Raw genomic sequence first — 13,764 nt, 5'->3', positions numbered from 1 at the left:
TCAGCCTGCTGGGTGAAGCAGGTCAGCCTTGCCTTACTGGAAGGCGGCAATAAATTACGACATGATTGTGTTGTGTATTCCATGACCAATACCACTTCCGCGCCTTTGGCCGGGCAGGGCGCGCCTGCAGGCGCGCTGCGCGGTGGAAAACGTGCTGCCCTGGCCGCTGTGCCTGCCGCGGCCGACGCCGACGAGCGCACGCGTGACCGCGTCCTCAGCGCCGTCCTGGAGCACGGGCCGGTCAGCGCCGCGGAACTGGGCGACCTGCTCGGGTTCACCCCTGCCGCCGTCCGCCGCCATCTGGACCACCTGTCCCGCGCGGGCGTCATCGAAGTCAAGCGCGTTGCGCGCGCAGGCGCCGGTGCCGGCCGCCCCGCCCGCCGCTACGTCCTCAGCTCCCAGGGCCAGTCCTCGCTGGGTGACGATTATCTGAACATTGCGAGCCTGGCGCTCAAGCAGCTCGGCGCGGTGGCGGGGGATGAAACCGTCCGCCAGTTCGCCGTCGAGCGTTTCGCGGAGATGGAACGCCGCTACGCCCCCGAGGTGGAAGCGGCCGGAACGGACATCACCGCCCGCGCGCAGGCACTGTCCGCCGCCCTGTCCCGGGACGGCTTCGTCGCTTCCACTGCCTCGATCGAAGCCAAGGCCCCGCTGCCCGCCGCGCTGTCCAGCGTGCAGCTGTGCCAGGGCCACTGCCCCATCCAGCAGCTGGCCACCCAGTTTCCCGTGTTCTGCGACGCGGAAACGGAAATGTTTTCGCGCCTCGTCGGTGTCGATGTCCGCAGGCTTTCCACGCTCGCCCGCGGCGGACATGTCTGCACCACCCACATACCTACAGGCCGTCCGGCCGTGCCGGTGGCGCAGGCCGCCGGCAGCCAACCGGACAACCTGAACGAAGTATCCAACCATCTGCAAGAAAGGCCGTGATGACGGACCAACTATCAGAGAAGACGGTTGCCGAGACTGCTGTGATTTCGGAGATTCTGGAAAAGAATCCCGAGCTCCACGGAATCGGCACCTACGAGTACGGCTGGGCCGACAAGAACGACGTCGGAGCCAACGCCCGCCGAGGCCTCAACGAGGACGTGGTCCGCGACATCTCGGCCAAGAAGAGCGAGCCGGAATGGATGCTGGACCTTCGTCTCAAGGGTCTGAAGTACTTCGACCGCAAGCCCATGCCCACCTGGGGTGCAGACCTCTCCGGCATCGACTTCGACAACATCAAGTACTTCGTGCGCTCCACGGAGAAGCAGGCCGCCACCTGGGAAGACCTTCCCGAGGACATCCGGAACACGTACGAGAAGCTCGGCATCCCGGAAGCCGAGCGCAGCCGCCTGGTCTCCGGCGTGGCAGCCCAGTACGAGTCCGAGGTGGTCTACCACCAGATCCGCGAGGACCTCGAGGCCCAGGGCGTCATCTTCCTGGACACGGACACCGCGCTGCGCGAGCACCCGGAGATCTTCCAGGAGTACTTCGGCACCATCATTCCGGTGGGCGACAACAAGTTCGCCTCGCTGAACACGGCCGTATGGTCCGGCGGCTCCTTCGTGTACGTGCCCAAGGGCGTGCACGTCGACATCCCGCTGCAGGCCTACTTCCGCATCAACACGGAAAACATGGGCCAGTTCGAGCGCACGCTGATCATCGCCGACGAGGACTCCTACGTCCACTACATCGAAGGCTGCACCGCGCCGATCTACACCTCGGACTCGCTGCACTCGGCCGTCGTCGAGATCGTGGTCAAGAAGGGCGCCCGCGTCCGCTACACCACCATCCAGAACTGGTCCAACAACGTGTACAACCTCGTGACCAAGCGCGCTATCTGCGAAGAGGGCGGCACCATGGAGTGGATCGATGGCAACATCGGCTCCAAGGTCACCATGAAGTACCCGGCTGTTTACCTGACGGGCGAGCACGCCAAGGGTGAGACCCTTTCCATCGCGTTTGCCGGCGAGGGCCAGCACCAGGACACCGGCTCCAAGATGGTGCACATCGCGCCGAACACCAAGAGCTCCATCATCTCCAAGTCCGTGGCCCGCGGCGGCGGACGGGCGGCCTACCGCGGCCTGGTCCAGATCCGCGAGGGTGCCAAGCACTCCGCGAACACGGTGCGTTGCGACGCTTTGCTGGTGGACACCATCAGCCGCTCGGACACATACCCGTACATCGACATCCGCGAGGATGACGTGCAGCTGGGACACGAGGCCACCGTCTCGCGTGTTTCCGAGGAGCAGCTCTTCTACCTCATGTCCCGCGGCATGCGCGAAGACGAAGCCATGGCCATGATCGTGCGCGGCTTCATTGAGCCGATCGCCCGCGAGCTGCCGATGGAATACGCCCTCGAGCTGAACCGCCTCATTGAACTCCAGATGGAAGGATCCGTCGGTTAATGACTGCCGAAATTACTACTGAAAAGGCCCGCATCGGAGCTCCTTCCATCGCCGGCTTCACCGAGGAAGGCGAGGGGCTGGTCCCCGCGAAGGTGGATCACAGCCATAACCACGGCGTCACCGTCATGTCCTCGCGTGCCGAAAGGCTCACGAGCTTCGACGTCGCCGACTTCGCGCTGCCCACCGGCCGCGAAGAGGAATGGCGCTTCACCCCGGTCCGCGGACTGGCCAACCTGCTCTCCGATGCAGCGACGGACGGCGAAGCGGCCGCGTTCACGGTGGAAGCCCCCGAAGGCTACGTCCGCGACAGCCTGGCACAGGGAGACGCCCCGCGCGGCACCGTCCTGACCCCGGCCGACCGGGCCGCCGTCGTCGCCTCCGCCAACACGGACGAGGCACTGCACGTTGTCATCCCGGCCGACGCCGAACCGGCTGAGCCGGTGCGCATCCTGGTCGACGGTGCGGGCGCAGGCCGCCGCTCCAACGCACACTTTGTGCTGGAAGCCGGCGCCAATTCCCGCAGCGTCGTCATCGTCGAGCACACGGGCGCGGCGGACCACAACGGAAACCTGGAAGTGATCGTCGGCGACGGCGCGCACCTCACGGTGATCTCCGTGCAGCTCTGGGAAGACGACGCGCGGCACCTGGGTCAGCACGACGCCCAGGTGGGCAAGGACGCCGTCTACAAGCACATCGCCGTTTCGCTTGGCGGTTCCGTGGTGCGCCTGAATTCCAACGTCCGCTTCTCCGGCGAGGGCGCCGAGGCCGAGCTGCTGGGCCTCTATTTCGCCGACGCCGGCCAGCACCTTGAGCACCGGTCCTTCGTTGACCACAATGTGGCCAACTGCAAGTCCAACGTGCTCTACAAGGGCGCCCTGCAGGGCAAGAACGCGCACACCGTCTGGGTGGGCGACGTGCTGATCCAGAAGCAGGCCCTGGGCACCGACTCGTACGAGAAGAACCAGAACCTGGTGCTCACCGACGGCTGCCGCGCGGACTCCGTGCCCAACCTCGAAATCGAGACGGGCCTCATCGAGGGTGCCGGCCACGCCAGCTCCACCGGACGCTTTGACGACGAGCACCTGTTCTACCTGATGGCCCGCGGCATTCCCGAAGAGGTGGCCCGCCGGCTCGTCGTGCGCGGCTTCCTCAACGAGATCATTCAGCAGATCAAGGTTCCGGCACTCGAAGAGCGCCTGACCGAGGCTGTTGAGCGCGAACTCGCCGCCACGAATTCCTAAGCAGCCCCGAAAGTACAGGACACCGGATGACTGAACAGCCAAAGGGCGAACTCGTCTGCCATGTCAACGAGATCCAGCCCAAGCAGGCCCTGCGGATCCTGATCGACGACTTTCCCGTCGCGATCGTCAAGGACTCCATGGGAGAGATCCACGCCATTGGGGACACCTGCTCGCACGCGGACATCTCCCTCTCCGAGGGTGAGGTCGAAGGCTGCGCCATCGAATGCTGGGGACACGGTTCGCAGTTCGACCTGCGCAGCGGCGAACCGCTCCAGCTTCCGGCCTACGACCCCGTTCCCGTGTTCGCGGTGGAGATTGTCGGAGACGAGGTCTATGTGGACTTCACCAACGTCCTGAACGGCGCCGAAGCTCCGAACTTCAGTTAGCCCGCCCTGTACCAGAACTTAATAACTTCCAGACCAAAAGACCGCACCGCCGCCCCAACGGCACGGTGCAGAGGAGAACAAGACACATGTCTACTCTTGAGATCAAGGACCTGCACGTCAGCATCGACACCGAGCAGGGCACCAAGGAGATCCTGAAGGGCGTCAGCCTGACCATCCGCACCGGTGAGACCCACGCCATCATGGGCCCCAACGGCTCCGGCAAGTCCACCCTGGCGTCCACCATCGCGGGCCACCCCCGCTACAACGTTACCCGCGGTACCATCACGCTGGACGGCGAAGACGTGCTGGCCATGAGCGTTGACGAGCGCGCCCGCGCCGGCGTCTTCCTGGCCATGCAGTACCCGGTGGAGGTTCCCGGCGTCACCATGACCAACTTCCTGCGGACCGCCAAGACCGCCATCGACGGCGAAGCACCCGCACTGCGCACCTGGACCAAGGACGTCAAGGCAGCCATGCAGCAGCTGCGCATCGACGCCGACTTCGCCCAGCGCAACGTCAACGAAGGCTTCTCCGGCGGTGAGAAGAAGCGCGTGGAGATCCTGCAGCTGGAACTCTTCAAGCCGAAGTTCGCCGTACTCGACGAGACCGACTCCGGCCTGGACGTTGACGCGCTCAAGGTCGTCTCCGAAGGCGTCAACCGCGCCCACGCCACCGGCAACATGGGCACGCTGCTCATCACGCACTACACCCGCATCCTGCGCTACATCAAGCCTGACTTCGTGCACGTCTTCGTGAACGGCCAGGTTGTGGAAGAGGGCGGCCCGGAACTCGCCGACCGCCTGGAAGAAGAAGGCTACGACCGCTACGCCGCGGGCGCCGGATCAGCCGCGGCTGCCGCAGCGGTCCAGGCCTAGTTAGGACTGACTGACCATGACCGAAATCGACGCAGCCCGCACCGGGCTGGAGGATGTCGAAGAGGCGCTCAAGGACGTCATCGACCCCGAGCTCGGGGTCAACATCGTGGACTTGGGCCTGCTGTACGGCCTGAAGTACTCGGAGGACGACGGCGCCCTGCTGATCGACATGACCCTCACCACGGCCGCCTGTCCGCTGACCGACGTGCTCGAGGAGCAGGTTGGCAAGGCACTTGACGGCGTTGTGGACGAGTGGCGCCTGAACTGGGTGTGGATGCCGCCATGGGGTCCGGAGCGGATCACCGACGACGGCAAGGACCAGATGCGGGCCCTCGGCTTCAACATCTAGAATCCCAAAAATTACGACGGCGGCCGGTCACCTTCTCAGCGAAGGTGGCCGGCCGCCGTCGGCGTTTAACTGCTACAGTGTTGCGGCGCTGAACGTGTCGCACTGGTTGATGTCGCCGGTCTTATAGCCCTGGTAGAACCACTTCTGCCGCTGCGCGCTGGACCCGTGCGTCCAGCCCTCGGGATTGACCCGGCCCGTGGCGGCCTTCTGGATCCGGTCGTCGCCGACGGCGGAGGCAGCCGACAGCGCGTCGTTCAGGTCCTTCTGCGTGAGCGGCTCAAGGAAGGGCTTGCCGGTCTTCGGGTCCTTCTGCGTGGTGGCGTACCGCGTCCAGAGCCCGGCGTAGCAGTCGGCCTGAAGTTCCACCCTGACGGCGCCGGAATCCGCGCCCTGCGGATCCTGCTGCGCCTTGTCCAGATCCCCGAGGATGTTCTGGATGTGGTGGCCGAACTCATGTGCCACCACGTATTCCTGGGCCAGCGGGCCACCCGAGGAGCCGAAACGGGTCACGAGGTCCTGGAAGAACCCGGGATCGAAGTAGGCCGTGGTGTCCGGCGGGCAGTAGAACGGGCCCACCTCGGACGTGGCCGTGCCGCAGCCGGTGCGGGTGGCGCCCTCGAACAGCACAGCCTTCGGCCGCGGGTATTTCACGTTGTAGTCAGCGAGATAGGCCGGCCAGAACACGTTGAGGCTGTTCACCGTTCCGGCAATCCGGCAGTCGAGGTCCTTGTCGGCATCGGAACCCAGCTTGCACTGCGTGAGGGGCGTTCCTGTGCTCTGCGCTGGCTGCTCTTGGCCGGTGCCCAGGAGCCCGCCAAGCAGCTGCGGGTTGATGCCGAACAGGGCCGCAAGGAGCAGGACGACGCCGCCGCCGATGCCTCCGCCGATCTTTGTGCCGCGGCCAACTCCACCGCCGCGCCGGTCTTCCACCTGGGATGGGTCCAGCTCGACCCCGTCATTGAAGCTCATGTTGTCACAATAGTCTTTGCCACAGGGCCGTGGCGGGTTCAGGCCGGTAAAGTTGGTCCGATGCCTTTTCTCAACAACCTTCAGCGCTGGGCCGATGAACGCCCCGACGACACCGCCGTCGTCGTGGCCGGAAAACGGCTCAGCTGGGCCGAACTGCGCGATGGTGCGCAGGCCGCCGCAGCCGTCAGCACGGCTCCCGTCACAGTCCTCGCCCAGCCCAATTCCACCCGGTTCGCGGTTGATTTCGCCGCTGCCGTTGCCGGTGACCGTGAGTGCGCGGTCCTGGACCCGACGTGGCCCGAAGCCCTGCAGGACGAGATTGTCCAGCGGCTGGGCAGCAGGGTTGACCCCATGCCCGGCAACGCCGGCACAGAGCTGGCGGACGGGGATCCTGCAGCCTCGTTCCTCATCGGCCTGACCTCCGGCACCACCTCCGTGCCCAAGGCCTTCACCCGTTCGCGCCGCTCCTGGCAGCAGTCCTTCGAGGCCTCCATGGAGTTTTTCGGGCTCAGCCAGCAGGACAAAACGCTTGCACCGGGCCCGCTGGCCGCCAGCCTAAACCTGTACGCGCTAGCCGAGTGCCTATATGCCGGGTCTGAGTTCCACACGCTCGAATCCTTTGACGTCGGGGACGTCCACGCCGCCATCACCCACGACGGCATCACCCGGCTGGTGCTGGTACCCACCATGCTGCGGCTGCTCAGCGAACGCGGGCTCCTGGGCTGCGTGGACGCGTCGGGCGTCCGGACCATCATCTGTGCGGGCTCGAAGCTGGACGCACGCACGCTGGAGGCTGCCCGCCGGTGGGCCCCGCACGCCACCATCTTCGAGTACTACGGTGCGTCGGAGCTGAGTTTCGTCTCCGGCGCCGGACTTGCCGCGGGGGAACCGTTCGCCGCCGGGAGCACCGCGATCGGCCGGCCGTTCCCGGGCGTCGAAGTGCGGATCCTGGACGACACCGGGGCTGAACTTCCCGACGGGGCCGCCGGCAACATCAGCGTCCAAAGCGGCATGGTCAGCAACGGCTACCTCTGGGGCGACGACGGCCAGGCGCTGCGCTGCTTCGACGGCTGGTTCACCGTGGGGGACCAGGGCTACCTGTCCGGCGGGGTGCTTCACATCCTCGGCCGCCGCGCCGACATGATCATCACCGCGGGCAAGAACGTTTACCCGCACGAGGTGGAGCTGGCGCTGTCCTCCGTGCCGGGAGTCGCGTCTGCGATAGCCGCCGGCATGGACGATGACCTCCGCGGCCAGCGCGTGGTGGCCGGAATTGTCCCGTCCCATGGCGGGGTCACGGCGACGCAGCTCAAGACCGGCCTGGAGGACGTCCTGGCCAAGGACAAGCGGCCGCTGCAGTACTACGCCCTCGACGAGCTTCCGGTGACGGACCGTGGAAAAGTCAGCCGCCGCCTGCTGCTTGACTGGATCGCAGCCCGTGACAGCCGGGTCCGGCACCTTGTCTAGGAGCGCGGGGGCGGGCGGTGCGGAGTCCAGCCCCGGGGGGTTCCAGCTCCCGGACGACCGGCAGCCGGTGATCATCGCGGCGCTGCGCACACCCGTCTGCCGGGCAAGCGGAGCGCTGAAGCACCTGCGCTCCCACGAGCTGCTGGCCCCGGTCCTCACGGCACTGCTCGCCGAAACGGGAGTGGCCGCGGACGGGATAGCGGACGTCGTCATCGGGAACGCGGTGGGTGCCGGCGGCAACGTCGCACGGCTCGCGGCCCTTGAAGCCGGCCTGCCGGTCACCGTTCCCGGCCTTACCGTGGACCGGCAGTGCGGCTCCGGCCTGGACGCCATCGTCCTCGCCTCGCGGCTTGTCGCCGCCGGCGGCGGCACCTATCTCGCCGGCGGCGTCGAAAGCATCAGCACCGCGCCGCTTCGCGCTCACCGGAACGACGACGGCGAGCCCGCCTTCTTCAGCCGCGCCCAGTTTGCGCCGCACAGCCACGGCGACCCGGACATGGGCGTCGCGGCCGAGAACGTGGCACGGGAGTACGGCATCAGCCGCACCCGGCAGGACGAGTTTGCGCTGCGCAGCCACCGCAGGGCAGTGGCCGCGCAGGTTAACGGCAGGTTTGCCGGGGAGACAGTTGCGCTCCCGGCTGCTGCTGGACCAGTCCCGGCTGCTTCGGGTGCAGTGACCACTGACGACGGTCCGCGCCCCAAACTCAGCGAGGCCCTGATGGCGCGGTTCCCCGCGGCGTTCGTGGAGTCCGGAACTGTCACGGCCGGAAACTCGTGCTTCGACGCGGACGGCGCTGCCGCCGTCGTCATCACCTCCCTGGCCAGGGCCAGGGAACTGGGCGCTGCCGACGGGCTGGCCGTGCTGGGCACGGACACGGCCGGGGTGGAACCGCAACTGCTGGGCATCGGTGCCGCAGCCGCAGCCTCGAGACTCCTGGCAGCACAGTCGGTGGATGCCGTGGACCTGGACCTCGTGGAGTTCAACGAGGCATTCGCCTCGCAGACCCTCGCCTGCCTGGACCACCTTGGAATTGACGCCCTCCGGGCCAACGCCGACGGCGGTGCGCTGGCTTTGGGGCATGCCTACGGGGCGTCCGGAGCCGTGCTGGTCACCCGGCTGCTGGCGCAGGCCCGGCAGGAACCGGCCGCTCCTGGCCAGGGAGCGTTGGCCCTGGCCATGATCAGCATCGCCGGCGGCATGGGCACCGCGGCGCTGTTCCGCCACATCCGGCTATAGACGGACGGAAGCAGCCAAGAACCACCGGAGACCGTAGCGCTACAGAGCCGCCGGGTCGGGGAAAAGCTGCTGCCGGAGGTCCTTCTTGCGGATCTTCCCGCTGGCCGTGCGCGGCATGTCGTCGACGAATACCACCGTCTTGGGGATCTTGTAGCGCGCCAGCCGGCCGTCGAGGTGTGCCCGGACCTGCTGTTCTGTGAGGCTCGCACCTTCGCGGACCACCACAACGGCCCGCGGCACTTCACCCCATTTGTCGTCCGGAACACCGATCACCGCGACGCTCCCAACTGCGTCAATCTCGGCGATGGCCTGCTCCACCTCGGCCGGGTAGATGTTCTCGCCGCCGGAAATGATCATGTCCTTGAGCCGGTCGGAAACGAAGACAAACCCGTCCTGGTCCCGGTAGCCCATGTCGCCGGACTTGAACCAGCCGCCGTCGGCGTAGGACCCGGCGGTGGCGTCCGGCCGGTTCCAGTATTCGGGGATGACGTTGGGGCCCTTGATCTGGATTTCGCCCACGGTGCCCTGCTGCACCGGACCGCCGGCCGGGTCGGCGATCCGCACATCGGTGAAGAAGTGCGGAAGGCCGGAGGAGCCTGCTTTGTCCCGGGACCGGGAGGCGGGCAGGGTGGTGGCCCCCGGGGCGGTTTCCGTCATGCCGTAGCCGTTCGAGAAACGCAGTCCCCGGGCTTCATAGGCTTCCAGGACCCGCAGCGGTACGGCGGATCCGCCGCAGGTGAGCTTGTTCAGGGAGGAGATGTCCGACGTCGGCCATTCCGGATGCTCGCAGAGCATCTGATAGGTGGTGGGCACCCCGCTGATGGTGGTCACCCGGTGGCGTTCGATGAGCTGCAGGGTCCGCTGCGGATCGAACCTGGGCTCGAGGATCACCGTTCCGCCCTTGAGCAGGGTGGGCAGGACGCCCATGTCCAGCGATGCCACATGGAACATCGGGGAGATCATCAGGGCAACGTCGGTGGAGGCGAAGTCGAAATCGGTGATGACGTTGATGCAGTTCCAAGTGATGTTTCCGTGCGTGAGCAGGGCGCCTTTGGGATTGCCGGTGGTTCCGGAGGTGTAGAGGATCATGGCGCCATCGTTCAGGGTGATGGCTTCGTCAACGGGCTCGGTGCTGCCCGATGCCACGACGGCTTCATAGTCCTCGGCTGCCGCAGCGGTGCCAGCCGCCGGGCCGTCGCCAACAGCCGTGCCGTCGCCAACCGCCGTGCCGCCGTCGGCCTCGGTGCCGTCGACGGCGATGAGGTGGAAGAGCGCCGTCCCCTCGGCCGCCGCCCGGGCCAGGGTAGCCAGATCCCCGGCGTAGACCAGGGCGGCGGCGGAGCAGTCGTCCAGCTGGAACCTGATTTCAGGCGGTGCGAGTCGGGTGTTCAGCGGAACGAAGATCGCGCCCAGCTGGCCGCAGGCGAAGAGGGTCTCCAGGAAGGCGGGGTGGTTCTCGCCGAGGTAGGCCACCCTGTCGCCCCTGGCCACGCCGCGGTCCCGCAGTGCGTTGGCGAGCCGGCAGCTGCGGTCGGCGAACTGTTCATAGCTGAGCTTCCGGTTCCCGGCGATGAGCGCCGTCTTGTCCCCGGATTTCGGGCGGCGCCGTTGCAGCCACGAGCCGATGCCAAAATTTTCCATCGAGCATCCTTTCTTGTCTCAAACTAGTCCTTGCGCGGCTGCTTAGAGCCGGGCGGACTCCAAATCGTTGTTCTTGGGTTCCCGGGTGAGCAGGATGAAGATGATGGACACCACGGACATCCCGGCCAGGTACAGGGCCACGGAGTTGGTGTTCTGGCCCGAGTCCTTGAAGATCTGCGCCACGATGCCGGGCGTGAAGCCCGCACCCAGCAGAGTTGCAAGCTGGTAGCCGAGGGACGCGCCGGTGTAGCGGGAGGTGGTGGCGAACTGTTCGGAGACGAACGCAGCCATGGGTCCAAAGAGGGTGGAGTGGATCATTAGCCCGATGGTGAAGGCCACGAAGATCAGGAATATGTTGTTCGAGGACAGCAGCTGGAACATCGGCACGAGGTAGAGGATGAAGAGGACCAGCCCGCCGATCATCACCGGACGGCGGCCCAGCCGGTCCGAGAGCCTGCCGCCCAGCACCACGAACGCGATGGAGATGAGCGAGGCGGCGGCGAAGGCGTACAGCACGCCCTGCCGTTCGGCGCCCTTGGAGACGGCGAAGGTCACCGAGAAGGTTGCCATCACCACCTGCAGGGCGAAGCCGGCGGCTCCCGCAAGCATGGTGAAGACCAGCGTCCGGGGGCGGCGCAGGACCTGCAGCAGGGGAAAGCGCGCGGCCGCGGTGCCTGTCCCAGGAGAGCCGTGGCTCTTTGCCAGCGCTTCCTGTTCGATGGCGGCCCTGAAGATGGGGCTCTCGGAAACCTTGAGCCGGACGAACATCCCGACGATCAGCAGGACGAATGAGAGCAGGAACGGCACCCGCCAGCCCCAGGACAGGAACTGCTCGTTGGGCAGGGCGGCGAAGGCGCCCATGATGAGCGTGCCCAGTACGGCGCCCGAGGGTGCGCCCGCGTTGACGAAGGAGGCCGCGAAGCCACGCCGTCCGGACTCGGAATGCTCCAGTGCCATCAGCGCCGCTCCGCCCCATTCGCCGCCCACGGCAATGCCCTGGAACACGCGCAGCAGGACGAGCAGGACGGCGCCCCACGGGCCGGCCACCGAAGCGTCGGGAATGACGCCGATCAGGGTGGAGGCCACCCCCATGACCGCCATGGAAACGATCAGCATCCCCTTGCGGCCCACTCGGTCACCGAAGTGTCCGAAGATACTACCGCCGAGGGGCCGGGCCACATAGCCCGCGGCGAAGGTGCCGTAGGCGGCCACAACGCCCACCCAGTCGTCGAGCCCGGAGAAGAAGACTTTCGGGAAGACCACTGCTGCCGCGGTGGCGTAGAGCAGGAAGTCGTAGTACTCGATGGTGCTGCCCAGATAGCTGGAGGCGATGACGGTGCGGGCTTCCCTGCGCCGGGCCGTCACATCCATGGTCTGAAGCTGCGAAGTTTGGGACATCGTTGTTCCTTACTGCACGTGCGGGTTGGGGGAGGGTGAAGCTGCTTAGGTATAAATGCGCTTACTTGTAGAAGCGGGCGAGGAATTCCGCCACGACCGCGGGGCGCTCCTGGCCTTCGATCTCGATGGTGTTGGACACCTTGATCTGGGCGCCGCCCTTGACCTCGGTGACCTCGGCGATGGTGGCCCGCATGCGGATCCGGGAACCCACCTTCACCGGGGACGTGAACCGGACCTTGTCCAGGCCGTAGTTCACCTTGGTGGTGACGCCGTCGACGTCGAACAGCTCGCCCCAGAACGGGATGATGAGCGAGAGCGTGAGGAAGCCATGGGCGATCGGGGCACCGAACGGGCCGTCCTTGGCGCGCTCGGGGTCCACGTGGATCCACTGGTCGTCGCCCGTGGCGTCGGCGAATTTGTTGATCTGTTCCTGGGTGATTTCGCGGTATTCCGTGACGCCGAGGTCGGTGCCGGCGAGGGTGAGCAGTTTGTCGAAGTCGACGACGAGGTTGGGCATGTGGTGCCTCCTTAGGCGATGGCTTTTGGTTGGTTTAGGGTTGCGGAGGTACGACGGCGGTGCGGTGCTGCCGCCGTCGGGTTTGGGTTGGTGGTGATTCAGTTACCGGGCGAAGGCACTCTCGCCGGTAAGGGCGCGGCCAATGATGAGGGCGTTGATGTCGTGCGTGCCTTCGTAGGAGTAGACGGCTTCAGCGTCGGCGTGGAAACGGGCAACATCGGTTGCGAGCGTGATGCCGTTGCCGCCCACCACTTCGCGGGCCAGTGCGACGGTCTCGCGCATGAACAGGCTGGTCTGCATCTTGGCCAGGGCGGAGTCCTGGTCGCGGTAGATGCCCTTGGCCTGCTGTTCGGTCAACCGGACTACGAGGGAAAGGCTGGCTGTGATGTTGCCGAGCATCCGGGCGAGCTTTTCCTGGACCAGCTGGAAGGAGCCGAGTGGGCGGCCGAACTGGTTGCGTTCGGTGACGTACCGGAGGGCGGCTTCGAACGCACCGGCCTGCATGCCGGCGGCGATCCAAGCGACGTCCGAGCGCATCGCCCGGAGCATCGCTGCGACGTCACGGAACGAGTTCACGTTGTGCAGCCGCATGGCCTCCGGCACCCGCACGCCGTCGAGCGTAATGTGGGCATTCTGCATCATCCGGAGCGAGGTCTTGCCGTGGATTTTCTCCAGGGTTACGCCGTCGGATTTCCGGTCGACGAGGAAGGCTTTGACCTGGCCGTCGGACACGTCGCGGGCGAACACGGCCAGCACGTCCGCCGTGGCGGCGCCGCCGATCCAGCGCTTGGCGCCCTCGATGATCCAGCCGCCATCGGAGTGCCGGCGTGCGGTGGTGGCCAGCCCGCCGGCGATGTCCGAACCGGATTCCGGCTCGGTCAGGGAGAACACGCCTTTGAGCGAGAAGTCGGTGACTTGGGGCATCCATTCGCGCTGCTGCTCCGGTGACGCGCCCACGTGGATGGCGGTCCGGAAGAGCCCGGCCTGGGCCGTGTACCAGGTGGCGAGCGAAGCGTCCGTGCGGGCAAGCTCGAAGATCCGGAAGCCCTGGTAGATGCCGCGGGCGGGCGCCTCGAATGGCTCCATGAGATTGAGGTCGATGAGCGGCTGCGCCAGCTGCTCCGGGAATTCGCCGCGCTCCCAGTAGTCGGCCAGCAGCGGCTGGGCCTCGCGGTCCAGGAAGTCCCGGAGCCGCGCGAGGATCTGGCGCTCCCCGATCGTGAGCAGGGCTTCGGCGTCGTACAAGTCAGCCACAGCGTAGAGCCTGGTTTGCTCAGCGGTGGTGGTGCTCATC

General features: G+C 66.5%; 13 protein-coding genes. 8 read left to right on the top strand and 5 right to left on the bottom strand.

Annotation, left to right across the window (positions count from 1 at the left end; translation table 11 throughout):
* The first annotated feature begins 81 nt into the window (after nucleotides 1–81).
* The 6 genes from AC57BR_RS07510 to AC57BR_RS07485 all read left to right on the top strand — a co-directional run bounded on the left by AC57BR_RS07510 (nucleotide 82) and on the right by AC57BR_RS07485 (nucleotide 5,241).
* Entirely contained in the window at nucleotides 82–927 is an 846-nt protein-coding gene (locus tag AC57BR_RS07510) for a helix-turn-helix transcriptional regulator (RefSeq protein WP_496359148.1), read from the top strand.
* Entirely contained in the window at nucleotides 927–2,390 is a 1,464-nt protein-coding gene (gene sufB, locus AC57BR_RS07505) for a Fe-S cluster assembly protein SufB (protein WP_496359147.1), read from the top strand. The genes AC57BR_RS07510 and sufB overlap by 1 nt, the downstream gene beginning before the upstream one ends.
* On the top strand, nucleotides 2,390–3,631 hold the full coding sequence (gene sufD / locus AC57BR_RS07500; RefSeq protein ID WP_496359146.1) for a Fe-S cluster assembly protein SufD: 1,242 nt from the start codon (nucleotides 2,390–2,392) through the stop codon (nucleotides 3,629–3,631). Before sufB ends, sufD begins: the two co-directional genes overlap by 1 nt.
* 26 nt (nucleotides 3,632–3,657) lie before the next feature.
* Nucleotides 3,658–4,017, top strand: a complete 360-nt coding sequence (locus AC57BR_RS07495) for a non-heme iron oxygenase ferredoxin subunit (RefSeq protein ID WP_003798945.1) — start codon at nucleotides 3,658–3,660, stop codon at nucleotides 4,015–4,017.
* A gap of 86 nt (nucleotides 4,018–4,103) precedes the next feature.
* Entirely contained in the window at nucleotides 4,104–4,892 is a 789-nt protein-coding gene (gene sufC, locus AC57BR_RS07490; protein WP_377950964.1) for a Fe-S cluster assembly ATPase SufC, read from the top strand.
* Nucleotides 4,893–4,908: 16 nt separating this feature from the next.
* Nucleotides 4,909–5,241: a metal-sulfur cluster assembly factor gene (locus AC57BR_RS07485; RefSeq protein ID WP_003798940.1), complete on the top strand. Its 333-nt coding sequence runs from the start codon at nucleotides 4,909–4,911 to the stop codon at nucleotides 5,239–5,241.
* 72 nt (nucleotides 5,242–5,313) lie between these two features.
* Here the strand turns inward: AC57BR_RS07485 and ypfJ are convergent, their stop codons facing one another.
* The gene (gene ypfJ / locus AC57BR_RS07480) at nucleotides 5,314–6,210 is read right to left on the bottom strand and encodes a KPN_02809 family neutral zinc metallopeptidase (RefSeq protein WP_496359145.1); all 897 of its coding nucleotides are present in this window, start codon (nucleotides 6,208–6,210) and stop codon (nucleotides 5,314–5,316) included.
* Between the two features lie 60 nt (nucleotides 6,211–6,270).
* Here ypfJ and AC57BR_RS07475 point away from each other — a divergent pair, with 60 nt between their 5' ends.
* Together AC57BR_RS07475 and AC57BR_RS07470 are read left to right on the top strand one after the other, a co-directional pair.
* Nucleotides 6,271–7,677 carry a class I adenylate-forming enzyme family protein gene (locus AC57BR_RS07475; protein WP_496359144.1) on the top strand — a complete coding sequence of 469 codons (1,407 nt, stop codon included), beginning with the start codon at nucleotides 6,271–6,273 and terminating at the stop codon, nucleotides 7,675–7,677.
* Entirely contained in the window at nucleotides 7,670–8,914 is a 1,245-nt protein-coding gene (locus AC57BR_RS07470; protein WP_496359143.1) for a thiolase family protein, read from the top strand. Before AC57BR_RS07475 ends, AC57BR_RS07470 begins: the two co-directional genes overlap by 8 nt.
* A gap of 39 nt (nucleotides 8,915–8,953) precedes the next feature.
* Here the strand turns inward: AC57BR_RS07470 and AC57BR_RS07465 are convergent, their stop codons facing one another.
* The 4 genes from AC57BR_RS07465 to AC57BR_RS07450 all read right to left on the bottom strand — a co-directional run bounded on the left by AC57BR_RS07465 (nucleotide 8,954) and on the right by AC57BR_RS07450 (nucleotide 13,763).
* Nucleotides 8,954–10,555 carry an acyl-CoA synthetase gene (locus AC57BR_RS07465; protein WP_496359142.1) on the bottom strand — a complete coding sequence of 534 codons (1,602 nt, stop codon included), beginning with the start codon at nucleotides 10,553–10,555 and terminating at the stop codon, nucleotides 8,954–8,956.
* Between the two features lie 42 nt (nucleotides 10,556–10,597).
* Nucleotides 10,598–11,953, bottom strand: coding sequence for an MFS transporter (locus AC57BR_RS07460; RefSeq protein ID WP_496359141.1), 1,356 nt, complete (start codon nucleotides 11,951–11,953; stop codon nucleotides 10,598–10,600).
* A gap of 61 nt (nucleotides 11,954–12,014) precedes the next feature.
* The gene (locus tag AC57BR_RS07455) at nucleotides 12,015–12,470 is read right to left on the bottom strand and encodes a MaoC family dehydratase (RefSeq protein WP_003798928.1); all 456 of its coding nucleotides are present in this window, start codon (nucleotides 12,468–12,470) and stop codon (nucleotides 12,015–12,017) included.
* A gap of 102 nt (nucleotides 12,471–12,572) precedes the next feature.
* Nucleotides 12,573–13,763: an acyl-CoA dehydrogenase family protein gene (locus AC57BR_RS07450; RefSeq protein ID WP_496359140.1), complete on the bottom strand. Its 1,191-nt coding sequence runs from the start codon at nucleotides 13,761–13,763 to the stop codon at nucleotides 12,573–12,575.
* Nucleotide 13,764: the final 1 nt, after the last annotated feature.

It is taken from the genome of Arthrobacter sp. BGA-UO-ETr-C19, from assembly GCF_059568005.1.
This window is presented reverse-complemented; position numbering and strand designations above follow the sequence as displayed.

Coding starts and splice junctions, on each gene's coding strand:
- AC57BR_RS07475 (WP_496359144.1), top strand. CDS start 6,271: ATGCCTTTTCTCAACAACCTTCAGCGCTGGGCCGATGAACGCCCCGAC.
- AC57BR_RS07495 (WP_003798945.1), top strand. CDS start 3,658: ATGACTGAACAGCCAAAGGGCGAACTCGTCTGCCATGTCAACGAGATC.
- sufD (WP_496359146.1), top strand. CDS start 2,390: ATGACTGCCGAAATTACTACTGAAAAGGCCCGCATCGGAGCTCCTTCC.
- sufB (WP_496359147.1), top strand. CDS start 927: ATGACGGACCAACTATCAGAGAAGACGGTTGCCGAGACTGCTGTGATT.
- AC57BR_RS07450 (WP_496359140.1), bottom strand. CDS start 13,763: ATGAGCACCACCACCGCTGAGCAAACCAGGCTCTACGCTGTGGCTGAC.
- AC57BR_RS07485 (WP_003798940.1), top strand. CDS start 4,909: ATGACCGAAATCGACGCAGCCCGCACCGGGCTGGAGGATGTCGAAGAG.
- AC57BR_RS07460 (WP_496359141.1), bottom strand. CDS start 11,953: ATGTCCCAAACTTCGCAGCTTCAGACCATGGATGTGACGGCCCGGCGC.
- sufC (WP_377950964.1), top strand. CDS start 4,104: ATGTCTACTCTTGAGATCAAGGACCTGCACGTCAGCATCGACACCGAG.
- AC57BR_RS07510 (WP_496359148.1), top strand. CDS start 82: ATGACCAATACCACTTCCGCGCCTTTGGCCGGGCAGGGCGCGCCTGCA.
- ypfJ (WP_496359145.1), bottom strand. CDS start 6,210: ATGAGCTTCAATGACGGGGTCGAGCTGGACCCATCCCAGGTGGAAGAC.
- AC57BR_RS07465 (WP_496359142.1), bottom strand. CDS start 10,555: ATGGAAAATTTTGGCATCGGCTCGTGGCTGCAACGGCGCCGCCCGAAA.
- AC57BR_RS07455 (WP_003798928.1), bottom strand. CDS start 12,470: ATGCCCAACCTCGTCGTCGACTTCGACAAACTGCTCACCCTCGCCGGC.